This is a genomic window from Variovorax sp. OV700 (assembly GCF_900099805.1).
In the GTDB taxonomy this organism is placed as follows: domain Bacteria; phylum Pseudomonadota; class Gammaproteobacteria; order Burkholderiales; family Burkholderiaceae_C; genus Variovorax.
Map to the genome: position 1 here is coordinate 49,511 of NZ_FNDR01000016.1, position 26,599 is coordinate 76,109.

8 protein-coding genes are annotated in these 26,599 nt (G+C 65.3%); 4 read left to right on the top strand and 4 right to left on the bottom strand.

The window, feature by feature from the left end; translation table 11 throughout:
* Positions 1-75: 75 nt before the first annotated feature.
* Complete coding sequence (locus BLR24_RS27225; protein ID WP_175543365.1) at positions 76-1,395, bottom strand: YadA-like family protein; 1,320 nt, start codon at positions 1,393-1,395, stop codon at positions 76-78.
* A gap of 347 nt (positions 1,396-1,742) precedes the next feature.
* Here BLR24_RS27225 and BLR24_RS27230 point away from each other — a divergent pair, with 347 nt between their 5' ends.
* Positions 1,743-3,965: a tetratricopeptide repeat protein gene (locus tag BLR24_RS27230; RefSeq protein ID WP_093023283.1), complete on the top strand. Its 2,223-nt coding sequence runs from the start codon at positions 1,743-1,745 to the stop codon at positions 3,963-3,965.
* Positions 3,966-4,025: 60 nt separating this feature from the next.
* Here BLR24_RS27230 and BLR24_RS27235 read toward each other — a convergent pair whose 3' ends face one another.
* Positions 4,026-4,802: a glycosyltransferase family 2 protein gene (locus BLR24_RS27235; protein WP_093023285.1), complete on the bottom strand. Its 777-nt coding sequence runs from the start codon at positions 4,800-4,802 to the stop codon at positions 4,026-4,028.
* A 286-nt stretch (positions 4,803-5,088) separates the two neighbouring features.
* Between BLR24_RS27235 and BLR24_RS31145 the strand changes: the two genes are divergently transcribed.
* The 3 genes from BLR24_RS31145 to BLR24_RS27250 all read left to right on the top strand — a co-directional run bounded on the left by BLR24_RS31145 (position 5,089) and on the right by BLR24_RS27250 (position 6,619).
* A complete protein-coding gene (locus tag BLR24_RS31145) occupies positions 5,089-5,262 on the top strand; it encodes a hypothetical protein (RefSeq protein ID WP_254787612.1) in 174 nt (57 codons plus the stop codon).
* 34 nt (positions 5,263-5,296) lie between these two features.
* Positions 5,297-5,902, top strand: a complete 606-nt coding sequence (locus BLR24_RS27245) for an ORF6N domain-containing protein (protein WP_093023287.1) — start codon at positions 5,297-5,299, stop codon at positions 5,900-5,902.
* A gap of 126 nt (positions 5,903-6,028) precedes the next feature.
* Positions 6,029-6,619, top strand: coding sequence for a DUF4291 domain-containing protein (locus BLR24_RS27250; RefSeq protein WP_093023288.1), 591 nt, complete (start codon positions 6,029-6,031; stop codon positions 6,617-6,619).
* A gap of 157 nt (positions 6,620-6,776) precedes the next feature.
* On the opposite strand, the gene BLR24_RS27255 is transcribed toward BLR24_RS27250, so the two are convergent.
* Positions 6,777-7,307, bottom strand: a complete 531-nt coding sequence (locus tag BLR24_RS27255) for a hypothetical protein (protein WP_217636346.1) — start codon at positions 7,305-7,307, stop codon at positions 6,777-6,779.
* Positions 7,304-26,314, bottom strand: coding sequence for an Ig-like domain repeat protein (locus BLR24_RS27260; RefSeq protein ID WP_175543366.1), 19,011 nt, complete (start codon positions 26,312-26,314; stop codon positions 7,304-7,306). Before BLR24_RS27260 ends, BLR24_RS27255 begins: the two co-directional genes overlap by 4 nt.
* Positions 26,315-26,599: the final 285 nt, after the last annotated feature.

Below are 26,599 nucleotides of genomic sequence, written 5' to 3' on the forward strand. Positions count from 1 at the left end.
CCACTGCATGAAACCATGCGCTCGTAAGAATGCCTTGGTTCCGCGCCTCGGGCGAGCAGGAAATCCCTTGACCGCCTACCAGGCGTACATACCGCCCGCGCCTACGGTCGTCTTGCCGCCGCCGCTCGTGCCCACAGTGAATTTCAACTGCAGCTGTTCGGAGACACGCGCAGCCACACCGATGGCGAGGGCCGATTGGCCGTCGTAATTGCCCACGCCCATTCCCATTCCGAACTTTTGCTCGCGCTGAAGAGCGGGCATTGATGCTGTAGCAGTCGCCGAGGCGATGCCGCCGCTCGAAATCTTGCGGTTGCTGGCCATCTGGGTCTGCATCTGCTGGTTCGTCAGTGACTGCACAGCGTTGATGTTGGCTTGATTGGCGTTGATCGACGCCTGATTGTTGTTGATCGCGGCCTGATTGGCGTTCGCCGTCGCCTGGGCGGAACTCACCTGGTAAAGCTGGCTACCATTGACCGCGTCCGTGCTCGAACTGCTGACGGTGCCAGGCGCAACGCCAGTGATTTTCTGGTTGCTGTTGTCAATGCCGTTGGTCGTCGCGGCGCCAGATACCGCGAGTGTGCCGCCCACGGTGGCATTGCCACTTGTGGACAACGACGTCGTTGCGATGTGGCCCGTGTTCACGATTCCGTTGGTGGTACTGGCGCCGGACACGGTGAGCGTACCGCCCACGGCCACATCGCCAGTTGCGGACAACGACGTCGTTGCGATATGGCCCGTGTTCGCGATTCCGTTGGTGGTAGTGGCCCCGCTGACGTTCAGTGTCGTCGTCGCGATATTCCCTGCATTGACGATGCCATTTGTCGAGGTGCTTCCCAGTAGCGTGTTGGTGCCGGCGATCCCATCGGTCAGCAACCCCGTAGCCAGATTGCTGCTCGCATCGAAAGAACCCGTCTGCGTCGTGTCCAGGCCCGGGCCAAACAATGTGCGGGTTCCGTTGTATTGACGGCCAGTGCCGGTTTCGAATGTGCCACCCGCAGCGGCGTTGTCGACTGCGACGTAGCCGGAATTCACGGTCGAAGTGGCATTGGTGCGCAACAGGCTGGCGCCGACTGGCCCCAGAAAAACGCCGGAACCCGCCGCCGTCGCGTCGAAACTCGTCGGCGTTTGCGTCACGGCCGAGGCGTTCGTGCCGTCGGTCACGACGGTCTGCGCCGCCGTGGGCGTAAGCGTGAGCGCCGAGAGCCCCGTGGCAGAACTGGCGATGGCGCCGAACACCGGGCTACCGGTCGAAGGGTCCAATGTCGTACCGGTCGAACCATAGACCGCCGTTCCAGCGCCGTCGACCACGACGGCGCCTGCACCTTGGGCCCAAGCACCCGGCAGCGCGCACGTAAAGGCGATCACGGCCGCGATTTTGGTAAGCGATAAATTCAAAACTTTCTCCCTTGGGGAACCTGTATCGGAGCCCCGTTGATGTTTTTTGTAGGATATCCAAGGACCTCCGTGCGAAGGAGCCCAGAATGCGTCACAGACTTTGATCTGAACAATTTGCGTGCAGGGACGGGCCCTCGATAAGGGCGTCATCAATGTATGCAATTGAACCGATCGAACGTTTGCGTCGGCAATATAGAGCGAGGCGTTCTGCCTCAGAGCGGGCGCGACGATATTTGACAATTGATGGGCCCGATCTGTGGAAAAGTGCACCGTCTCAGTGGCGCAAAAGGGGAGGGAGAATCGGGTGAGCGCCGCTCTAGGCGCGTGCAACCATTCAGGGAGATTCGATGGAGAGTGCGACCAAAGAAATCGATCGTGAATTCGACGCGATGTTGCGCATTCACCAGGAGGGCATGCTGGATCAAGCGGAAGCCGGCTATCAGGAAATCCTGCGCCGCGCACCGCGCCATCACCAGAGCCTTGGGATGCTCGGCATCTTGGGCATTCAGCGAAGTCATCTCGACGACGCGTTGCGATACGCCGATCTCGCGATTGCCATCGAACCGCGAATTTCAAACACGCATGCAACCCGCGGCAATGCCTTGCACGGACTGAAGCGCCATGAAGAAGCGATAGAGGCTTATCAAGTGGCGCTGCGGCTGGACCCTGGCGCGCATGACGTTCTTACAAATCTCGCGAATGCTCTCAATCGGCAGGGCCACTTCGAGCGGGCAATGCAGTGCTATGACCGCGCATTGGCAATTTGCCCGACTTCCATCGACACGCATTACAACCGAGGTGTGGCGCTGTTCGAGAAAGGAAAGCATGCCGAAGCGCTGATCGATTTTGATGCCGTGCTGGCAAGGTCGAGCGATGATCCCGATGCCCAGTGCAGGCGCATTTACGCGCTATGCGGCTTGCATTTGCATCAGGATGCCTTGGCCGAAAGCAACAAGGCAATCGCTCGTCACGCATCATCGGTGGACGCCTGGAGAGCGCACGGCCACGTGCTTCTTGGGATGGGGAACTCGTTAGAGGCCGCGCAAGCGTTTGAACGCGTGATCGCCCTCGGCGCGCAATCGCCGCGAAGTTGCGGGGAAGACCACTTTCTTGCCGCGCGCTCGCTCATCGTAGGGAATCGGCATGATGAAGCGCTCCTTCATCTTGAAAAGGCCCTTGACTGCGATCCGGTGCCAGCCTACGCCGCGGGAGACCGTTTCCTTGCGATGGCGCAATTGGTGCGCTGGCACGACTTCGACAGCGCCAAGGCTCGTCTTTGCGAAGCGGTCATGCGGGGAGAACCAGCCGCATCCCCGTTTGTCATGGCGGTTGGATGCGATGACCTTGAAGTGATCCGACGGGCGGGAGCGACGTTCATGGCGCATTTTTTCCCAGATGCCGAGCCTTCGCCGCTGCCCGAACGCAGCCGCCACGAAAGGATTCGTCTGGGGTATTTTTCTGCGGACTTTCATGCGCACGCGACCACGTTGCTGATCGCCGAGCTTCTTGAAAAGCATGACAACTCGAAGTTCGAGGTGTTTCTTTTTTCCTTCGGACCGTCCGCTCCAGATGACATGACCAAGCGTCTGACGCAGTCGATAGATCATTTTCTCGACGTCTCCCAGGAGTCGGATAGCGCTGTTTGCGCGTTGTCCCGCAAGCTGGAAATCGACATAGCGATCGACTTGAAAGGCTACACACAAAACTGCCGCCCACGCATATTCGCCGAGCGCGCCGCACCCGTGCAGGTCAACTACTTGGGCTATCCCGCAAGCATGGGGACCACATCCATCGACTACATCGTGGGCGATGCCATCGTTACGCCGCCGGAGCATGCGCCTTTCTATGCCGAGAAGTTCGTATCCCTGCCCCATTGCTATCAACCGAACGCCCCGGCCTTGCGTTCGATCGCGCCCATGCAGGGTGACAAGGCAAGTGCCAGAAATGCAGCCGGCCTTCCTGCAAACGGATTCGTCTTCTGTTGCTTCAACAACACCTACAAGATCACCCCAGCCGTCTTTGCGGTCTGGATGCGAGTTCTCCATGCGGTCCCCGACAGCGTTCTATGGCTGTACAGGCCGGACAGCCGGACAGAACCTCGCCTGCGGCAGGAAGCGTTGAATCTCGGCATTTCGCCTGAGCGCCTTGTTTTTGCGCCACGGCAACCCCTGCCTGATCACCTCAGCCGGCATGCGCTGGCGGATTTGTTCCTGGACACGTTTCCTTGCAATGCGCACACCACGGGGAGCGACGCGCTCTGGGCGGGCCTCCCCTTGCTCACATGCCTCGGAACAACGTTTGCCAGCCGAGTTGCCGCCAGCCTGCTCCATGCCGTCGGGTTGCCGGAGATGGTGATGCCCACTCTCGAAGCGTATGCGACGAGGGCCATCGAGTTGGCCGCAGATCCCATTGAGCTCCAGCGCCAAGGGGAGCATCTACACCAGGCAAGGACGAATGCACCATTGTTCGATATGGAGCGGTACCGATCTGGTATCGAAGCCGCGTATCGGATGATGATGGAGCGCCACATGCGACGTGAGCCACCGATCCCGCTCGTCGTCCCTGCATGATCGCGCGGCAGTTGCACGGCTCGCCGTGAGTGCTGCCCTCCCGCCCGCAAGACATCGCCGTTACAGCGCCATATGGGCTCGCGAGATGGCACCGATATCCCCGATGTGGTCGTAATTGCCGCCGTGCGTCACGCGGAACCATGGAACGCCCCACACTCGCCCACCCGCGCGGCGCACCTTGTGGCAAAAAGAGATGTCTTCCGAGGTATGGAAGCCGTTGACCACGGTCTCTTCAAAAAACACATTCAGTTCGATTTGCTGCGATCCCATCCTGACGCGCTGAACCCCGTGCGCCATCAGGTGTTCTAGAGCGGAGCGACTTATCAGCATGGCGCCCGTCCCGATCGCCTCGACTTCCACAGGACGATCTTCGAACACATCCTCCATCCGTCCCGATAGCGGCTTGAACATGCCGTCGAACGACCCGGCCAGCGTGGCCAGACCCTCACTTGCCAGTTGAGGCTGCATGCGTGCTGCCGCCATCACACGCTCCCAGTTCAAGCGCTTGCGGGGACAGATGGCCGCAACAACGTCGTGAGGCTCCAGCGACTCACTGGCTGCCAACATGCGCATCAAATCCTCCGGCGGAAAGGCCATATCCGCGTCGATGAACAACAGATGAGACAGGCGATCATCACGCAAGAATTCGTCGACAAGCAAATTCCGCGCGACCGCGATCACACTCGAACTCGACGACCACAGCAGCCGGCACCCGATCCCCGCGTTCATTGCCGCCGCCTGAATGCCGAACAGCGTGTTCGCATAGCTCATTAGCACCGTGTTGTTGTATGCCGGAGTGGCGATGCCCAGATTGACGATTTTTCTTGCGTTCGGCATCGTGCCTACCTTGGATGAATGAGAGACGGAGTGTTCGCCAGAGTATGCCAAGGGGCAAGTACAAGGGCGGCTTTTCGAGTAACTTGCTCGGGCGAGATGACGGGTGTCTAGCTGTGAAGCATCAAGGAATTTATTTCTTGACAGTCGAGTCTGGACATAAGCGCGACTCCGCCAATCTGGAAGTAGCGCTGGCTGTCTTGCTCCGGCGCGGCCACCAGCTGGGTGCTCAGGGTCGCCGTCAATGCATCCGCACTTCGCGTGAAATGCTTAGGGCCGGGCTAAACTGATGGGCCAGAACACGCAGCCGGCCGCTGCCGGCACCACGCGGCGCGGTACCACCAGGCGCGGGCCGGTGTCGCGGCTGCACCAGCAAATCGATGCGGTGGAGCAACTGCCAAAGACCAAGCAGCAGTTCGTCTCGCAGATGCTGGAGACGGTTCTGGCGCAGGCCAGCCACTGAAGAACAAAGACCGGAAGACAAGACCAGGGAACGCATGGCGACAACAACGACAAGAACAGCCGGCGCGCTGCTGCCGCGCATCGAGGGGCGCATCCAGCTGCTGCGCGGCCTGAAGGTGATGATCGACGCCGATCTGGCAGAGCTCTATGGCGTGCCGACCAAGGCGCTGAACCAGGCCGTCAAGCGCAACGCGGGGCGCTTTCCGTCGGACTTCATGTTCCAGCTGGACGCGGCCGAGAAGGCCGAGGTGGTCACAAACTGTGACCACCTCTCGAAGCTGAAGTTTTCCAGATCGCTGCCGTTTGCTTTCACGGAGTTCGGGGCGGTGGCGCTGGCCAATATCCTGGCCTCAAGCCAGGCCGTCGAGATGGGCATCTACGTGGTGCGCGCGTTCGTGCGGCTGCGCCAGGCGGCGAGTCTGCATGAGGACCTGGCCAAGCGGCTGGCCGAGATCGAGGAGAAGACGGAGCGGCTGGAATTGAGCCACGACACGTTCAGCCGCAACACGCGCAATCAGCTGAGGCAGCTCTTCGAGGCGGTCAGGGAACTGACGATGCCACCCGATCCACCGAAGCGGCCGATCGGGTTCGTGACGCCCGAGGAGAAGAAGGCGACCAAGGGCAAGGCGCGCACGGGCTGACAGACGACACACCGATGACGCGCCCAGGGTGGTCGCAGCTTGCGACCACAGAACCCCGGCACTCGGCGGCCAAGGGGTTGGGCGAGGCATATATTTTTTTAGCTGCTACTGAACAGGCATGCACGCATGAAGACCGACGTGATTCCCCAGCAACAAATCCGTGCCATGTACGACGCCGACACCATTCGGGTCTATCAGGCGTACAGCGATGCGATTGCCGACTCTGCTCTGGCGCATGGCCGCTTCATCTCGCCACCGTTCAAGCTGGAGCGCATGACGTGGATCAAGCCTTCTTTCCTCTGGATGATGTACCGCGCCGGCTGGGGGTTGAAGGACGAAGGCCAGAAGCGCATTCTGGCGATCGACATCACGCGCGAGGGCTTCGAGTGGGCTTTGGCCCATAGCTGTCCGAGCCACTCGCCAGCAGGCATGTCGATGGATGCCTACGCCGAGCTCAAGCAGCGCTGCCCGGTGCGGGTGCAATGGGATCCGGAGCGCGATTTGCATTTGCAGCCATTGGAGCATCGGGCCATTCAGATTGGCCTGAGCAAGGAGGCTGTTGAGCTTTATGTGCGGCAATGGATTCGCAAGATTACCGAGGTGACGGCGACAGCCCACCACATTCATTCCCTCGTTCTGAGCAAAGAACTGAACATGGCACGCGCAGCACTACCGATCGAGTTGCCCTACGCCGCATCAACAGGATTGCGCTTGTAGGCGCAAGGGACATCTCACCATTCGCGCTCAGCGGCCGGCCTTGAATCGCTCCGGGTTTTGTGGAGGCTTCAACTCTTGAGAAGATGAAGCCCTAACAAACCTCAGCCAACGACTAGGATGGTGAGGGCTTTTTACCTTTTAACTGCTAACGCCATCCTCAGCCGCCCTCGGCGCCGCGCTTGTTCAGCAGCGCGAGCAAATCAACGCCGCCTTTCACCCAGAACTTGCTCGACGTGGGGAACGCTTCTTCGGGATATTCGGTCACGAAGTCGATAAACCGACCAGTCCACCCATCCGGCACATACCGCTCCATCGCAGCGCCCTGCGAGTAGAAGGCGCCGACCTCCCGCCCGTCGAAATCGACAAACATTATCGGGAACAGGTCACCCACATCCCACCAAGAACGGGCCGTTTGGTATCGCTTGGCAAGCTCCATTGCCAGCGTGTCCGGCGCGACTTCGTAATCTTTCAAGCACGCCAAGAATTCAGCCGCATTCTTTTCGTTTACGACCTTAAATCCGAAGCGATATGCATCGTTGAATTCCGGCACGTCATATCCGTTCTGGATGAACTCGTTACGCCATTTGTTCACGTCCATGACCCACCAGTCCCGGTCGCACCGGAACCAGCGAATGCGGCCCTCGTAGCGAACGGCGACCACAACAACTTCAACATCCATGCTGCTCATCCGCCACCTTTCGTAACTCTGCCTGACCCAGGTATGGCCACTTCTTGGAGCCATTGTCCCCAAATGTCTGGCAACTCATAGGAGCGACCCGGCGTCGTGGGGTCAACCACCTTTGGAGCCAAGCCGCCCTGGTTGGCTGGATTGGTTCTATATCCAGCCTGCGGAATGGCCTCTTCGCCGATGAAGTCGCCCATCCATTTTGGAATCTCGAACGACGTGACGTTCGCTCCCGGCCGCTTGCTCAGGAAGTACTCTGCATGGGCTGGGTCACCGATGCTGATAGTCAGCGTCGTCCGGTTAATCAGCGGGTTACCGTTCTCGTCAATGGTAATCAACTGACGGCTTGCGAGGGGCGGCGTTCCTCCTTGAACTCGGAAGACTGTCACCGTCTCCCCCGCGCCGTCTACAACGCCAGCCACACGCCCAACATTGGAAGACGTACCTGCCGCGTCCGCCACCACCGCTCCACCCCTGAGCAATGGCGCTGCCGCCAGCACCGTCCCGGGCAAGCTCTCCCCGAATGCTCTCGGGTCCTGCCGGTACAGCGCACCGAACGGCGCGGTGACCGGTGATGCAAGACCGCGCATCAAGCCGCCCGCCGTGTTCAACGCAGTCGGCCCGAACCCCTGCGTTTGCAACGAGCGCCCCAACGCGCTGTCCAGCGGGTAGCTCATTGGCCGTCCGCCCAGCGCATTGTTCAACCCGTACACGCCCGTGCCGATGGCATCGCTGGCTGTCAGCACCGCTTGCTTGCCCAGGTTGACCATGCCCATGGCCATGTTTTCGAGGCCGGTGCCGACGCCGCTGAGCGTGCGGCCGAGCGGGTTGAATGCGAAGAAGGCCTCGCTGTCGCTCAGCGCACGAATCGAGTCACCGGGCCGGACATTTTGTGGAGCGTCTGCCCAATGCCCTCGAACAAGATCGCCATCGACCAATTCGTTTGATACCCATCGGTACGGAGATGGCGGCAACGGCGTGCCCATCGCGCCCCCCTGATTGATCGACCCTTCCGTCGCACTCCTGACTTCATCGATGAAGCCGCGCCCGTCGTCGCTGCGAATGCTCTCAGCCTGCCCAAACACACCGAAGCCCACGCGCGGCACGCCATCGGCACCCATGCTGCTCCACGTTCCACCCGACTCGGGCCTATTGGCCAGATCGAGCATGCGATCGATGTTCTGCTCACGGCCGCTGCCTGTACCCATGCCGCTGTAGCCAGGACCGGCCGCAAGCTGTACGCCGGCAGACCGATTGCCGCCAGGTTGGCTGAAGGCCCCCACGATCTGGTCATAGGCCGCAGCGCGCGTGTCCCACGATTGCTGGTTCTTCGCGATGAATTCACCAAGCGGGTCGGCCTGCTGCCCATTGGCCCTTGCGAGACTGTCCCCCAACGCATTGCCAAACGCGTCCGCAGCCAGCGTGGCGGCGCTGACCTTGCCCCCGCGCACCACCTGCCCCACGATGCTCCCGCCCAGACCCGACACCAGGCTCTTGCCCACGTCGAAGCCGCCGACCGACGGGTTGTAGTCCATGGCCAGGTTGAGGCCCATCCCCACGCCCGCACCGATCGCGCTGCCCGCCACCCCCCGCCAGTCGAACCTGTCCTGCAGCCCCGTCGCGACCGCAATGCCCTGCGTCACGGCATTCGAGATTGCGACCGTCACGATGCGCGTCGCCAGCGCGCTTTCGGTGATGGACTGGATGCTCGGACCGATCACTTCGCTCACCCCGGCACCGATGCCTGCACTTAAGCCGGCCAGCGCCACCTGCTTCCAGCTGATCTCCTCCAGATTTCCCATCGCAACGCCGGCCGCCTGGCTCAACACGGAGCCCAGCATGGCGCCCGCGACCCCACCGGTGTAGATCGTCACCACCACGGCAATGACCACCATGATGATCTGCCCCACCACCCCGCAGCCGTCGTCCTCGGCCTGCGGCGTCGCCATCATCGTGGCCGAGTCGCTCGCAATCTTGCTCGGGTCGTACGGCCTGAAGGTGCTCGCGTTGTCCGCACTCCCCACCCTTGTCGGAATCCTGAGCACCTGCCCGGTGCGCAGGTCCGCATCGCTGCTCAGCCCGTTCGCATCCGCGATCAGGTACCACAGGCTCGCATCCCCGTACGCCCCCCGGGCGATGCTCTGCAGCGTGTCGCCCGTGGCCACCGCATAGGTGCCCGGGCTGCCCGCGGGGTAGTTGCCGTCGATGGGCTGGTAGCCGAAGCTGAAGTCGCTCTGGGCGCTGAAGAGCGGGCCGTTCTGCGCCAGCGGCGTGCCCTCGAAGCGGGTGTCCGCCAGGAGGCCGTAGCGCCCCAGCACCTCCCCGTTGACCACCAGCTGGCGCTGGCCGTTGGCGTGCACCTGGGGCGTGCCCTCGTAGGCGTAGTAGGCGTACAGGGCATTGCCGTTCGCGTCGTTCACGAAGTTGTGCGTGCGCAAGGTCGGATGGGTCATCTGGCCCGCATCGCCGGTGCCGTTCAGGTGGCCGTTGGCGTCGTAGTGGTAGCCCAGGCCGCCCCGGGTCATCAGCGCGCCGGTGATCGCGTTCTTGGTTTCGCTGACGCTCTCGGCTGTGCGGTAGCCCTCGGCGCGCACCACGGTGTTGGCGGTGCGGGTGAAGGTGTTGTTGACGGTGTCGGCCACCAGGTAGCCCAGCACGTTGCCCTCGGCGTCGTAGTCGTAGTTCACCGCGTTCTCGGCCACCAGGTATTCGGTGGTCTTCTGGTGCACCATCCGGCCGTTGGCGTCGTACAGGCTCTGGCGCGCCTGCAGCGCCGCGTTGCCGGTGGCCACGCTTTGCTGGCGCTGCAAGGTGATGTAGTCCACCCCCAGGCCGGCCGGCGCGCTGCTGAGGACGCGGTGGGCCGCGTCGTAGCCGCGCGCCTCCACCAGGGCGCCGTCGCGCACGGTGCTCACGAGGCGGTTCAGCCCGTCGTAGCCGTAGACCTCGGTGCTCTCGCCGCCCTCGACGGCCCACTGGCCGCTGCCGCTGCCGGCGCCGCCCTGCTCGACGATGCGGATGCCGTTGCGGGTGTCGCTCGCGCGGTTGCCATTGAGGTCGTACGTGAGCCGGTGGCCCTCGGCGCCCAGGTTGCCGTTGGTGTCCACCGCGTCCACCACGGTCTGGCGGTTCATGGCGTCGTACTGGAAGTAGCGCTGGCGGTCTTCCTCCACCGGCCTGGCCGCCAGCTCGGTGCTCAGGGTCTGGTCGCGCAGCCGGGTGCCCACGTGGGTGCGGTTGCCCACCTTGTCGTAGTCGATGGTGAGGTAGGCGCGGGTGTCGGCCACCCAGCGCAGGCGGCCCAGGGCGTCGTAGGCGATGCGGTTGTCCTGGTAGGTGACGCCGCCCTGCTCGGTTTGCTCGCGCACGCGCCGCCCCGACAGGTCGTAGGCGTAGCGGCTGACCTTGCCGAGGCTGGCGTCGTCGATGCGCACGAGCTGGCCGGCCGCATCGTGGCTGTAGGCCAGGTTCTGGCCGCGGGTGCTGGTCTGGTGGGTCAGCTGGCGGGCGTTGTCGTAGCTGTAGCTGTAGTTCGCCCCGCCGATGTCGCTGTGGCCCGCGAGCTGGCCGAAGTAGGTGTAGGCCCAGGTGGCCAGGGCGCCGTTGGCGTCGATCTCCAGGATCTTGCGGTTGCGCGCGTCGTAGGCCGCGCGGGTGGCCTGGCCCATCGGCTGGGTGGTCTGGATCAGGTTGCCGCGCAGGTCCCAGGTGTATTTCAGGGTCTCGCCGGCGCCGTTGGTGCTGCGCAGGAGGCGACCGGCCTGGTCGTAGGCACTGGTCTCGCTGATCTGGGCCTGGCCGAGCATCGCCGGGCCGAAGAGCGTGGGCCAGCCCCAGATGTCCACGGCCGTGTGGGTGGTGCGCACCAGGCGGTCCAGCTTGTCGTGCAGGAACCAGGTGCCCTGGCCCATGGCATCGATGGTGCGCACCTTGTCGCCGAAGGCGTCCCAGGCGTGGCTGATGACGCCGCCGTCGGCGTGCAGCTCTTGCGCGAGGTTGCCGCCGGCGTCCCACCGCTGGCCGTTGACGTGGTCGTTGGCGTCGCGCACGGCCACCTGGCGGCCCATCTGGTCGTAGTAGATGCGGGTGACGACGGCGTCGGGGTTGACGATGGCGCCATTGCCGTCCGTGCCGGGGTTACCGTAGGCGTCGGTCTGCACCTGGCGGATGAGCTGGTTGTTGGCGTTGTAGCTGTAGCTGGTGACCCAGTTGGCCGAGCGCGGGTCGCTGATGCTCAGCACGTTGCCCCAGCGGTCGGTGTTCTGGTTGACGATGGGGCGGCGCCAGCCGTCGGTGCCGTTCTGGCCGATGCTCTGGCCGATCTGGCGCCCGCCCAGCAGCGGGTCCTGGCTCAGGGCGTAGGGGCCGGGGTCGGTGGCGGCCCAGCTGTATTGGGGCGGGGTGTCGGGCGTGCCGGGGGTGCCGGGCACATAGGCCGGCGTGGTGTCCACGATGGTGACGCTGCCGTCCGCGGCCACGGTCATGTCGCCCAGGGCCTGGCTGGTGGCCGCGGCCCCGAAGCCGGGGAAGTAGCCGTAGGCGTATTCGTAGACGCCGGTGGGCAGGTGCAGGCCGGTGATGTTCGCTTCCCAGCTGCCGTCCGCGCGCGGCTGGATCGCCATGGGCGTGAAGGGCAACCCGAAGCCCTTGATGCGGTAGAAGAAGCCGCTGATGGAGCCGATCGGCGGGGGCGGCACGCGCACCACGTAGACGGTCTGGTAGATGGGGCCGGTCTGCTCGTCGGTGCCCACCACCTCCTGGCGCGATTCCACCGCCACGCCCTCGATGTGCGGCAGGCCCTGGGCAGGCGTGGCGGGGGTGCCGGGCACGCCCGCGACCTTGCCGATCTGGCCGGTGACGTGCGCATAGGGGCCGGCATCGCCCGGGTGGGTCCACAGCAGCTCGTACTCATAGGTGCCGGCGGCCAGGCCCGCGAGGTTGACCACGCTGTGCGCGTTGCCCTCGGGGTAGGCGATGGCCTGCTCCACCCACGGGTCGCTGGAGCCGGCCACGCGCAGGCGGATGACCTGCAGATCGCCAGCGCCGGGGCCCTGCCACTCGAGGGTCTGGGCGGCACCATTCACGCCGGTGGGGGTGCCGATGGTGGCCAGCACGCGCGGCGTGATGTTCAGGCTGCCGGTGGCGGTGATCTGCGCGGCTTGGCCCGGCTGGGCGGTGAAGACGCGGTACTCGTAGCCGCCCAGGGGCAGCCCGGAGGCGTCGTAGCGCAGGCTGTCGCCGAAGTTGACCAGGGGCACGTCGGCCCAGGCATTGGCGTCCGTGCTGCCCGCGGGGCGCAGCTGCATGGTCACCTGGGAGCCCGGGGGCGGGCCGACCGCGGCGCCGGGTGCGGCGATGTGCACGGCTTGGCCGGCATAGCCGGCGTTGTCGCGTTCGATCAGGGTCTGCCAGTTGCCGAACTGGTCCTGCTTGGCGACGGTGATGTGGGCGATGCGCTGGATGCCGCCTTCGCCGGCATGGGCGTCGTCGGCCCAGTTGAAGGCCACGCCGTTCAGGCCCTGGGCGGCGCTGAAGACCTGGCTCAGGGTGCGCACGGCACCTTCGCCGCCGGCGCCGTCCTTGGGCGCGTAGCTGAGCGTGACCTTGATCTGGCCGCTGCCCAGGTCGGCGAGATAGCCGGACCAGTCGAGCGCGACGGAGTTGGTGCCGCGCCAGGCGACCGGGTTGCCGTAGACATCCTCGCCCGGGCCGCTGCTGGCGGTGATGCTGGCGCCCAGTTGGGCGGTGTGAACGGCCACGCCGCCCTGGGTCTCCCGGCGCTCGGCCAGCGCCTGGCGGGTGACGTGCCCGAGCAGGTCGTAGGTGGTGTCGGTGCGGCGCACGTCGGCCAAGAGGTCGGCCTGGTCGGCGTTGCCGACGCTGTTGCGCAGGTCGAGGTCGCCGCGGCCGTTGCCGGCGCTGCGGATCTCCGCGTTCTGGCGGCCTTGCAGGTCGTAAAGGGCGATCTTGTCCACGCCGTCGCCGGCGTTGGTGCGCCACAGGCGCCCGGCCAGGTCATAGTCGAAGTACTCGCCGGGCTGGCCGTTGACGCTCTTGGACACGAGCTCGCCGAAGGCGTTGTAGGCCATGGCGGTGTCGACCACGGCGCCGGTGGCGCCGGGTTGCCCGACTCCGCCGCCCAGGCTGGTCTGGCCATTGGCCTGCGCCGGCGTGCCCTGCCACAGCAGCACCCAGTTGCCCGCGCCGTCCTGCTGGAAGATGCGAATGGCGGTGACGCTGGCCATGGGCTCGTTGGGCACCAGTTCCACCCCGCCTGCCGAAGCGGCTGCATCGGGCAGGAAGGACTGGGTGTGCGTGACGGCGTGGCCGGGTTCGATGGTGGGGCTGCTCTCCCCGCCGATCACTTCGGGCGTGACAAAGTCGAAGTGGACCTGGAACGGCCCGCCCTGCGTGTTGACGATGTTGGCCAGTTGGGTGAGCGTGAGGCTGCCGTAGGACTCGACAACGGGAACGCCGACCTCGTCGACCATGGTGACGCCGTCTTCGTCGAGCGCGTAGCTGCCCAACGTGGCACTGGCCTGCGGGTTGGTCACGTAGACGCCGCTGGCGGCGGCCGCGCCGTTGACGTAGCTGGCGTTGTCGCTGGCGGTGCCGGGGTCGATCACGTGGGTCTGACGGCCCAGGTCGTCGTACTGGTAGGCGCGGTACAGGGTGCGCGTGGCACCTTCGTTGTCGGTGACGCCCTGCCACTCCTTGGCGATCAGGCCCTGGCGGTTGTAGGAGCTGAAGTGGCTTGCGCCCATGGCGTCGGTGCTTTGCACCATGTGGCCGAAGGCGTCGTACTGGGCGTAGCTGGTGCGGTCGGTGTGGGCCATGAGGTCGGCGTACCGGGCCGCATCGGCATAGGGATCGACTGTGACGGTGCCTGCCAGGTAGCGGTGTTCCTCGCCGTAGATGGCTATGCCATCGCTGGGATCGATGAAGGGCAGCAACTTCATGACCACCTGCAGCGGCGTATCCATGGCGCCCCCGGCCGACGCGCCCAGGTAGCCCAGGACGAGCGGGTTGCCGGCGGCATCGCGATCCTGCGTCCAGCCAAGGCCTTGCAGCCGCGCAATTTCATTGGGGTCGGCCACCAACTGGGTGAACTCCAAGTCGGCCTTCTGCCGCATCCGGTACAGCGGCAATGTGCCCGGACTCTGCGTGGCCTGCGCATAGCCCATGGGCGTGGCTTCGCCCCAGAGGACGATGCCGTTCATCGGCGCCAGATTGGCAGCCAACTCCGCTTCCGAGACGTACTTGTAGAGGTCCGGGAAGAGCGTGGCATGGAGCTGGTAAATCGCCACGCCGCCCGCGAAGGGCACGGGGGAGAAGTAGCCTGCCGGCCCAATGTTCGCCCAGCCGTCGGCGGCCAGTGCGGCCAGCTGCGGGTTCGGCGCGGCGACGGGGCCGAGCGCGTTCGGCGCGATCGGATTGCCATTGGCATCCGCCCCGTTGACATACTCGGTCTTGAGCACGACGTTGCCGTAGGCGTCGCGCCGGAACACGGTCAGCGGCGTGATGGCGGCGCCGCTCTCGGTGCTGGTGCGCGTGGGCTCGGCCACGGCAGTGACGCGGCCCAGCGCGTCGTAGTAGCTGTAGGTGGAGGCGCCCGCCGCATCGGTGGTGCGCGTGAGGTTGCCCACCGCGTCGTAGCCATAGCCGGTGGTGAGGTCGCCGCGCAGGCTGGTGCCGTCGGACGCGGTGCTGTACTCGACGTTCTTGCGCGTTTCGCTGGTCTTGCGATTGTTGCGGTCGTAGGCGGTTTCGGTGCGGCGGTCGTTCACCGCATCGGTAGCGGGGGTAGGCGCCGTTCCGCCGGCATTGACCGCGCCGGTCCAGCCCGCCAGGCTGCCGGTGCCGGCCCAGGCGGTCACGGCCGTGGCGTACTCGGTGTGCACGGCCACGTTGCCCGCGCTGTCGAAAGCCTGGGTGGTGACGTAGCCCAAGGCATCGACGCTGCCGACCTGCTGGCCGCGCTTGTCGTAGTAGTTGCTGGTGAGCGTCCAATTGCCCGCGCTCTTAAGCTGCGCCACCTGGGCCAGTTGGCCGAAGGTGTCGTAGGTGTTGCGCGTGGTCTTGCCGGCCATGAAGCCTTGGCCAGAAGCCAGGCTGTTGTCGTGCACGTACACGTTGGGTTCGGTGACCTGGATGGCGCGGCCCAGCCGGTCGTAGTCGGTCAGCAGGGTGCGGTCGGCATCATGGTTCAGGCCGGCCACGGTGGCCTGCACCTGGGCGTTGCCAAGGCTGGCCGGATTGCCCGCGGCCAAGCCGCTGGCGGCGCCGTAGCGCGTGAGGCGGATGGCATCGCCGAAGGTGTTGCGGGCGTAGCCGGTGACGAAGCCCAGCGCATCGACCTCATGGGCCACGCGGCCGACGAGGTCGTAGGTCTTGTAGCTGTATTTGCCGCCGATGTCGCGGTTGGCCACGGCGTTGCCCAGCGCGTCGTAGGTGGTCTGGGTGTAAAGGGCCTGGGTCTGCTCGACGCGCGCGGCCACGCCGCTGTCGCCAATGCCGTCGCCGTTGGTGGTGATGTCTTCGGCGCCGGTGTACACGCCCACGGGCGGGTAGATGACGCGGACCTGACGGCCCACTTGGTCGTACTCGTAGCTGGTGATGCGCTGCTCGGGGCGCCCAACCGCTTCGATGCGGCTGCGCAGCTGGCCGAAGGCGTCGTAGCTCAGATGGGTGATGACGCTGCCCACCCCGCTGGCCGCCGCGTTCACCGTCAGGCGGCCGTCGGCCCCCGGCATCACCGCGGTGAGCTCGACCTGCGGCGAGACTTCCACCAGCATGCGCCCGGCGCGGTCGTAGCCGTAGTTCCACACCGAGCCCTTGGCGTTGGTGTAGCTGGTCTTGTCGCCCAGGGGGTTGTAGCTCCAGGCCTCGGTGAAGCCCATCGGGTCGGTGCTGGAGAGCACGCGCCCGGCAGCGTCGCGGCTGTAGCTCGTGCTGCGGTCGTTGGGGCTCACGACGACGGCAGCGGCAACGGCCGCCGCCGTGCTGGCGGTGCTGGACGGAATGGCCAGTGCGTACTGCATGGTGCTGCGCACCTGGCCCAGGCCGTCGTAGTCGGTCCGGCTGACGAAGCCCAGCGGGTCGACGCCGTAAATAGAACGCCCCGCGGCGTCGAAGACCTGGCGCGAGATGCGGTCGTTGGCGGGGTCCAGGCTCAGGCGCGCGCGGATGTCTGCGGGGCTGGCCGTGGTGCTCAGGCCCGTGGTGCCGATCGCTCGCGCATAGCGGCGCGTCTCGACTTCCTGGCTGAGGCCGTCGTAGATGGATTCGGTCGTGCCACCCTGGGCATCGACGCTGAAGACCAGGCGGTTGGCCTGGTCGTAGGCGGTGCGCTGGATGCGGTCGGCCCCTGCATTGGCCGAGACCGTTCCCTGCAACGCGGCGTCGGTGTAGGCCGTGGCGGCGCCGGGCGGCGCGATGGGATTGGCATAGGCGATTTGCTGGGTGACGTTGCCGAAGGCGTCGTAGACAACCCGGCCAACGCCGCCCAGGGCATCGACCGTGAAGGTGCGACGGCCGGCGCCGTCGTGGGCGAAGGCGGTGACACGGTCGGTGGCGGCATCGGGTTGCAGGAGAGCTTCCACGTTGGCCGCCGAAGGCGCGGCGAAGGCGTAGCCATTGACGACCCCGTCGAAGCCCAGATCGATCGCGCGGGCGAACTGCTCGGTGCGGATCAAGCGGCCCGTACCGTCATAGCTGTTGCGGGTGACGGCGCCCACGCCATCGACGTCGTAGCGCAGGCGGCCCGCGGCGTCATACACGATGAAGCGGGACTGATCCAGATCCGGCGCCACGGTGAGGTTGCCGAAGACCGAGCCGATGTCGTTGGCAACGTAGTCAAACAGCGGCCAGGCATGCGCCGTCTGGCGCACCAGGCGGCCCACGCCGTCATAGGCGTAGGAGGTGACCTCGCGCATGTTGCCCATGCCGCTCGCCAGGTCCGAGGTGTTGGTCCAGCGCAGCTGGTAGTTCAGGCGGTTGGCGGCGTCGTACAGGTAGTCGACCATGCGATCGCTGTCGCTGGCCACGACGCTGTCGGGGGCGCTCGCATAGGCAATGGCGTTCAGGTATTGGCGCTGGCTGGTGACGTTGCCGTTGGCGTCGTAGCCGGTGTGCTGCACCGCCCCGGTGCCGTCCACGCGCCAGCTCAGCCGGTTGGCCGCGTCGTAGACGCTGCGCACGCGCGCATCGTGCGCGTCGTCGGCCACGGGCGCGGGCGCGCTGCGGCCATCCCAGGCGGCCAGCGCCGCGGTTGCCAGCGGATTGGCGTAGGCATGGGTCTCGACGACATTTCCGTTCGCGTCGTAGGCGTACTGGGTGGCATCGCCCAGCGCATCGACGTGCCAGGTGGCGCGGTTGGCGGTGTCGTAGACGGTGCGAAGGCGCTGGTCGCGCGTTGCATCGGCGGTCACGGCGGGCGCGGAGGTGCCGTTCCAGCTGCCGAAGGCCGCGCTGGTCAGCGCCGTGGCGTAGGCGCGCGACTCGGTGACGTTGCCGTTCGCGTCGTAGAAATACTGGACCACGTCGCCGGCGCCGTCCACCTTCCAGGTGGCGCGGTTCAGGCTGTCGTAGACGGTGCGCACGCGCTCGTCGCGCGCGGCATCGGCCGTGACGGCCGGATCGCTGGCGATGTTCCAGCTTGCAAGGGTGATGCGGTTGGCGTAGGCCCGCGTCTCGATGACGTTGTTGGCCTTGTCGTAGGTGTATGCGACGACCGCGCCGGTGCCGTCCACGCTGAAGCGCAGGCGGCCATCGCGGTCGTAGCGGCGGCTCTCGGTGAGATCGGTGCCGGCCGTGACCACCACCTTGGCCTGCAGTTGCGCAACTGTGGGGGCGTTGCCCAGGCCCGTGGTGACGACGGGCACCGCATACGAGGTCAGGCGGGTCACCCGGCTTTCGGCGTCGTACTCCTGCTTGGAGAGGTTGCCCAGCGCGTCGAGCGTGAAGACCCGGCGGTTGTTGGCGTCGTAGGCGTAGCGAGTGGCGTTGCCGTTGGCGTCGATGGCGCGCGTGACGTTGTCGGCCGCGTCGTATTCGTAGCTGCGCGCGAGGTTCAGGCCTGCATGCGTGCCGGTGGATGGGTCGACCTGCTCCTTGATGCGACGGCCGGCGCCGTCGTAGGTGTAGGCGGTAACGTTGCCGTTCGGGTCGGTGACGGTGAGCACCTGGCCGGTGGTGTCGTGGGCGTAGGTGGTGACGAGGTTCAGGCCCGCGGGGTCCACGGCCTGGCGCACGGTCTGGCCGTTGAGGTCGTACTGCGTGACGGTGACCACGCCGCGCGCGTCGGTGACGCTCACCGTCTGGCCCTTGGCGTCGTAGCCGTAGCTGGTGACGAGGTTCAGGCCCGCGGGGTCGACCGCGCGGGTGAGCAGGCGGTTGACAGCGTCGTAGGCGTAGCTGGTAACCACACCATTGGCATCGGTGCGGGTGAGAACGAGGCCGATCTTGTCGTAGGTACTGCCGGTGGTGACGGTGGCCGCGCCCGACGGGGTGCTGGCCTGCAGCAGATTGCCGCTCTTGTCGTAGCTGTAGGTGGTGGTTGTGCCGCGGCCGTCCGTCACGCTCTGGGTCTGACCCTGGCGGGTGCGCACGGTGGTCATCGTCACGCCTTCGGGCGTGGTGACGGTGGTGCTGCGGTTGGCGGTGTTGTAGCTGTAGCTGGTCGGGTTGAACAGCGCATCGAACTGCATGATCACGCGGTCGAAGGCGTCGTAGGTGGTGGCGCGCTGGACGTTGAGGGCGTCGGTGGTGGTAACGATGCGGCCGAGTCGGTCGTAGGTCACCTGGCTGCGGTTGCTGTTGCCGTCGAAGCTCTCGATGACGCGGCCGAAGGCGTCGTAGGTCTGGCGCCGGGCGATGGCGAGGGTGGCCGCATCGCTCACGCTCTTGGTCTGCAGGCCGCGGCGGTCGTAGCTGGCGGTGTCGGTGACGACATAGCCGCTCTTCAGCGCATAGCTGCTGGCAGTGGCTTCGCGGAAGGCGTTGTAGGAATAGCTGGTAGCGCTGCCCAGCGCGTCTGTGGTGCTGGCGCGGGTGCCGGTGGCGTTGTAGCTATAGAGGACGTGGGTGTCCTTGGTGGCGTCGGCCACGGCGGCGAGCTGGCTGGCCAGCGTGGCGGTGTTCAGGCCACCCGGTGTGGTGGCGCCCAGGGTGGCGACATCGACGCGGCTGCCGTAGACGATCTGCTCGGCCAGCAATCCTTGGGCGTTGTACTTGCTCTCGGTGACTTCGCCCAGGGCGTTGACGGTGTAGGCCAGGCGCCCGATGGGGTCGTAGAAGAAGAGCGTGCGGTGGCCGTTGGCGTCGGTGGTGCTGGTGCGCCGTCCGGCGGCGTCGTAGGTGTGGGTGAGGCCGTTGGTCGCCCACAGGGAGAGCGGATCGGCCAGGGCGACGGCATCGCTGCCGCGGCCGTCGAGTTCGCCAATGAGGCGGCCCTGGATGTCGTAGCGCAGCCGGCTGGTGCGGGCCTCGGTGGAGCCCAGCGCGGTGGTCGCCTGGACGAGCTGGCCCACGCCGTCGTAGGCGAACTGGGTGACGGTGCCTTCGGCGTTGGTGCGGGTGAGCAGCTGGTTGGCCGCGCTCCAGGTCTGGGTGACAGCCTGGTCCTGGGCATTGGCACCGGGGCGCACGGAAGCCAGGGTGGCGCTGACGCCAACAGCCTTGTTGGCGTAGCGCTTGGTCTGCGTGACGTTGCCGCGGGTGTCGTAGACGGTCTCGGTGAGATAGCCCTCGCCGTCGACCTGGCCCACGAGGCGCCTCTGGGCGTCGTAGAAGTTGTAGCTGTTGATGTCGGCGCTGCTGTTGGTGCTGGGTCGCAGGCCGCTGAGGTTGTAGCTGGCACGCGCGATAGCCACGGCGGCAATGCGCGCGGACACGTTCGCAAAGTTGGCCGCGCGGTTGGCATAGCCGATGGTCTGCACCAAGTCGCCGGCGGCGTTGTACTTGTATTCGGTGAGGTAGCCCTCGGCATCCAGGGTGCCCTGCAGGCGGCCGTCGCGGTTGTAGAACTCGGTGACGGTGCGGTCCTGCAGGATGTCCAGCGCCGCATAAATGGTGGTGAGGGGCGTGCCCTGGATGACCTGGGTGAAGCTGATCTCGCCGTCCAGGTAGTGCGCATCGCCAGAGTACGCGGCGGTGAAGCTGTGGGTACCCGGGGGCAACGCCACCCCCGCGAGGGTGGCCACGCCGTTGACGATCTGGGCGGTGCCCAGCAGGCGGATGCCTTCGTAGAAACTGATGAAACCGCTTGGCGCTATGCCGCCGACCTGCACCGAGAGGCTGCCGTCCTGGGTGATCGAGGCGGCCGTGAGGTTGGTCAAGGGCGCCGGGGCCTTGGCAACGTTCGGATAGGCGTACGAGGTGGATGTGGCGTTGTTGGCGTCGCCGGAATAGACGGCCTTGATCGTGTGCGAGCCGACCTCCAGGCTGCTTACGCTGAGCACGGCCTTGCCGTTGGCCAGCGCCACCGTGCCCAGCAGGACTGCGCCGTCGTAGAAGCTGACGGTGCCGGTGCCGCTCGCCGGGTTGCCCTGGCCCGTGGGGGCGGCCGTAAGGGTCAGCATGCTGCCATATGTCGGCGCGGTGGTCGACAGCGAAAGCGTCGTGAATGTGGCTACCGGCGTAGATGCGATCACCTGCGATATCGCCGTTGCGTTGACAGCCGCGTAGCTCGTATCGCCCGAATAGCTCGCCGTGATACTGCCAGTGCCCAACGGCAGGCTGCTGGTGTTCAGCGTTGCCACTCCGTTCACGACACTCGCTGTTCCAATCGACGTGCCATTTCGATAGAACGTGACAGTTCCGCTCGGGGCTGGCCCATTGAAATTCAGATTGCTTAGCGCTCCGTTGTTGAGGGCCGCCATGTCTACAGCGAGCCTTGCGGTCAGCGTGACTTGCGTGGCAGTCACCGCCTGACTCGCCGAGGATGTCAACGTCATCGTCATCGCACCCGGCGGCACGACCACCTGGCTGGTCGTCACCGCCGCCTGCCGGTACGCGTCCCCCGAATAGATGATCGTCAGATTGTGAGTCCCCACACTTAGGGCCGGCACGCCGATCGTGCCACCTAATCCCCCTGTAGAGGCAAAGCTGCTGATGAGTGTCTGTCCGTCAAAGACATTGAACGTCCCAGTGGCACTGCCTGAGCCGGTAACCTGCATCAGTGCCACGAACGGGTATCCCGCTTGGATAGTGCCGTACAGGGAAAATGAAACCCCGGTGGTCCGGACCGTTGGCGCCGACACATTGGCAGAACCCGCCATCACCTGGATAGTCGGACCGCTGACGACAGCGCTTGCCACGTTGTTGGCATCGCCCGCATAAGCTGCGTTCAACTGAACACTGTTTCCAAGCGGCAGATAGCTCGTCACCAGAGTCGCTACGCCATTGGTAGCCTGCGCCGCGCCCAGGAGCTGCGTGCCCGCGAAGAACGTGACCATGCCGCTGGCAGCGGCCCCGCTCACATTCGCCGTCAGGGTCACAGGCTGGCCCTGTGTCACGCTCGTCGCGGAGGCCGTCAGTGTGGTTACGGTCGTTGCTGGCTTGATTACCTGGTTCAAGGCGGCAAGACTGGTTGCGTTCAAAGCATCGCCGCTGTACACAGCGCGCAGCACATCGGTACCAACCGGTAACTGGCTCAGTGTGAGCGCCGCCTGCCCGTTAACAACGGAAGCCGATCCAATCCTGATGTTGTTACTGAAAAAATCAACGGTTCCGGAGAACGATGAGGCTGCTGCGCCACTGCGCGATACGTTAGCCGTCAGTGTGATTGCCGCTCCATAGGAGGCCTGAGCTTGTGACGTTGTGAGAACGGTGGTGGTTGCTTGTACCTGGGTCGAAGCCACAATCTGCTGATTCAACGCGACGGATGAGACAGCGGTGATGTTGACATCGCCCAGATAGCTCGCCGTGATACTGCCAGTGCCCAACGGCAGATTGTTGATGTTCAACGTTGCCAATCCGTTGACGACGTTGGCCGTTCCAATGGCCGTGCCATCTCGATAGAACGTGACAGCACCCGTCAGGGTCGGCCCGTTGAAAGACAGGTTGCTTAGCGCTCCGTTGTTGAGGGCCGTCAAGTCCGGAGCTAGCTTCGCAGTCAATGTAACCTCGGCGCCTGTCGTTGCTTGACTCGCCGAGGATGTCAACGTCATCGTCATCGCACCCGGCGGCACGACCACCTGGCTGGTCGTCACCGCCGCCTGCCGGTACGCGTCCCCCGAATAGATGATCGTCAGATTGTGAGTCCCCACACTTAGGGCCGGCACGCCGATCGTGCCACCTAATCCCCCTGTAGAGGCAAAGCTGCTGATGAGTGTCTGTCCGTCAAAGACATTGAACGTCCCAGTGGCACTGCCTGAGCCGGTAACCTGCATCAGTGCCACGAACGGGTATCCCGCTTGGATAGTGCCGTACAGGGAAAATGAAACCCCGGTGGTCCGGACCGTTGGCGCCGACACATTGGCAGAACCCGCCATCACCTGGATAGTCGGACCGCTGACGACAGCGCTTGCCACGTTGTTGGCATCGCCCGCATAAGCTGCGTTCAACTGAACACTGTTTCCAAGCGGCAGATAGCTCGTCACCAGAGTCGCTACGCCATTGGTAGCCTGCGCCGCGCCCAGGAGCTGCGTGCCCGCGAAGAACGTGACCATGCCGCTGGCAGCGGCCCCGCTCACATTCGCCGTCAGGGTCACAGGCTGGCCCTGTGTCACGCTCGTCGCGGAGGCCGTCAGCGTCGTCGTTGTCGGCGAGGGCATGGTTAAACCGTTTGGCCCCAAGGTATTGCTGGCGGCATTGTTCGCATCGCCGCTGTACACGACTTTGAAAGCCGCGGCACTCGCAGGCCCCGCAATCTGGATCGATGCAACCCCATTGACCAGCGTGGCCGTACCCACCGCCGTGGTGCCGTTATAGAAGGTCACTGTGCCGCTTGGCGACGTGGAGAGGCCAGAAGCCGTGCCCACGGTCGCATTCAGATTCAATATGGAACCACTACCCGAAACCAGGAGCGTGGTCTTGGTGGGATTCGGATTGACAGTGAGGCTTTTTTGATAGGACGTTGCCGCCGCATGCGTGGTGTCCCCCGCATACTCCGCACGGATGCTCAAGCTGCCTACAGGCAGGCCGTTGGTCGTCAGCATCGCCAGTCCATTGACGATCGTGGCTGTACCGATGAGTGTGATGCCGCTATAGAACCTCACCTCTCCCGTAGCTGGCGCCAGCCCGGGAGGCTGCGCGGTGGTCAGCGCTGCAGACATTGTGACCACCTGACCATAGCTCGCAGGACTTGGCAAGAAACTCAGCGCAGTGCTGGTAGTCGCCCCGGTGATCGTCTTCTGGACAACGGGCGAGATGCTCGCGGGCCGCAGCGTATCGCCCGAGTAGGCGGCGCGGATGCTGTCGACACCGATGGGCAGCTCTGTCGTGGACAGCGTGGCCACGCCATTGACTACCGGCGCGCTGCCGATGACTGTCTCGCCGCTGAAGAAGGTCACCATGCCGCCGGGATTTGTGCCGGCGATGGTGGCCGTGAGCGTGACTGATGAGCCGAGCGGCACCGGACTGGCATTGACAGTGAGCGTGACGCCGCCCACCGTCGCCGCATCCACCAGGATCTGCACATTGGCGCCATTGCCCAACTGCGTCACATCAATCGGATTGGCCAGCTGCGTGACCGACAGGATGCGCGAGGCGCCGTCATAGGTTGTCTGGGTGACGTAGCCCAGCGCATCGACCTGCCAGGTCAGCCGGTTGGCCGTGTCGTAGAAGCGCCAGACCTTCTGGTCCTGCGCCGTGCCGGCCGGGCGCAATGCGGCCAGGCTGGTCGTGGTGTTCGTCGCGCTCCACGCGATGGTCGGCATGCCCGACCCGTCGACCAGAGCGCCCGTGCCTATGCGCGTCGTGTATGCGATGGTTTCGCGCAGCTGCCCATTGGCGTTGTACACATACTCGATCACAGCCCCGGTCGCATCGATGTCAGCGATCTTGCGGTCCGCCGCGTCGTACAGCATCCACTGGCGCACGCCGGTCGGGTCCTGCGTCATCAGCAGGTTGCCGTCCTTGTCGTAGGCGTAGCTGGTGGTGCCGAGCACGCCGGTGCCCACGCTGGTCTGGGTGATGCTGACGAGGCGCCCGGCCTTGTCGTAGGCCGAGATGGTGACCAGCCCGTTGGCCAGGGTGACGCTGGTCTTGCCGTTGGCGTCGTCGTAGCTGGTGATGGTGGTGTTGGGCGTGACGCCGCCGTCGAGCGAAGGGCCGCTCGCGGAGAGCAGCCGGCCCAAGCCGTCATAGGTGTAGGTGGTGACGGCGGCTGTACCGCCGGCAATGGCCGGCGCGATGGTCTGCAGCAGCAGGCCGCGCGGATCGTAGATGTACTGGGTGGTGGCGGCGGTGGCGGCATCGCCCTGTCCGCTGGCATTGATGGCCCCGTAGGTGGTGGCGGTCTGGAGCTCGCCGCGGCCATCGTAGGTGTAGTCGGTGCGCTGGCTGCGCGTGAGGTCCTGGCCCTGGCGCCAGGTGACCATCTGCGCCTCGGTGGGGACGGCCGTCTGCGCGAGGGCGGCGGTGTCGTACGGCGCGCCTGCGTATTCGACGGCGCTGGTGCGCAGGCCGTAGGCGTCATAGCTGTATTCGGTGACGTTGCCCTGGCCGCTGACGACGAAGCGCAGCTGGTAGGGGTTGTTCTGCGCATAGACGTAGCGCACGGTCTCGGGCAGCGCGGCCTCCTTGCTGAAGGCCCCGCGGCTCACGGCGGCATCGGCGTAGAGGGTGTCGGTGAGCAGCTGGTTGGCCGCGCCGTAGGTGCGCGTGCGGGTGTCACCGGCGGCATCAACCTCCTTCAGGAGGTTGCCGCTCTCGTCGTAGGTGAGCGCCACCTTGTGGCCTTCGCCATCGGTGACGAGGGTGACGTTGCCCGCGGCGTCGTAGATATAGCTGACCTGGCTCAGCCCGGTGGTGTTGGCCGCGGTGACGCCTTGGCGCACCTGGACGAGCTGGCCTTGCGCGTCGTAGAGGTAGACGGCGGATGCGCCGAGCGCATCGGTGACGGTGGTGGTGCCGGCGGCGGCGTTGTATGCAAAGGTGGTGGCGGCGCCCAGTGCGTCGGTAACGCTCTGGACCTTGTAGACGCCATCGGCCAGCACATAGGTGAAAGCCAGGCGCGTGCCGTCGCCCTGGTCGACGCTGGCCACGCGCCGGCTGGCGCCCTCGTAGGTGTAGGTGGTGACGTAGGTCTGGCCGTCGGCCACGCTGTTGTCGTCGGGGCTGAGGTCGACGGTGACCTTGGTCAGGCGGTTGAGGCCGTCGTAGGCGTAGCGCACGCGGGTGGAGGTGGCGCCTGCGGCGCTGACGGTGCGGATCTGCGTGAGGTTGGTGCCGCTGTAGTCGTAGTAGGTGACTTCGCCGTTGGCACCAGTGACCGACTGCACGGTGCCGTTGGTGTTGTAGGCGTAGCTGACGGTGTTGCCGTTGGCGTCGGTGGCGGAGACGAGGCGGCCTTGGCCGGTGGATTGGTAGCGCTCGACAAGGCCGCTGTCGCCGTCGGTCCAGACGAACTGGGAGGCGCCCGCGTCGTAGGCGATGGTGTCGAAGGCGCCGGAGCCGGCAGTGCTCACGTAGAGGCTTCTGGCGGCGTCCCAGGTGTATACGGCCTGGGCGCCGTCGCGGTCGGTGCGGGTGAGGGTGCTGCCTGCGGTGGCCACGGTGCCGGTGAGCAGCATGCGCTGGCCAAAGGCGCCGACGGCCCAGTTGTCGGCGTTGTCGTCGCTGAGCAGGCCCTGGCTGTTGTAGGTGCGCAGGCTGACGGTGTCCGGCCCGCGGCCCAGCAAGAGTTCATCGCGGGTCTGCAGCACGAGGTTGCCGGTAGCGGCGTTGACGTAGGCCTGCTCGCCGCTGCGCCCCTGCCCCGCCATTCCCACTTGGCCGCGTTGGCCCAAGGTAGCCAGCGAACTCAAACTCAAACCCAGACTATTGCCGCTGACGATTGCAACCATGGAGCGCCTCACCCTTGTTCCCTGGAACCGCCGATCGGCAGCCAGGGACGCTGCCCGCATCGGCTTGATGCGGGCAATGCCCACTCAGGGTCCTCCCCTCTGGCTGGCCAACCCATTACCGGGCTGGCTTCGGTTCTTCTGCAGAACTCATCCGGCGCGCGGCCGATTCGTTTAGCCAAAGACCTACTGCTATGCGGGGGTAATCGTCGCCCCGCTGGGCGCTAAACAAATCTGGCGAGCGCTGGATATGTTGTGGACGGGCCATCGAAATCGACGCGAACCACA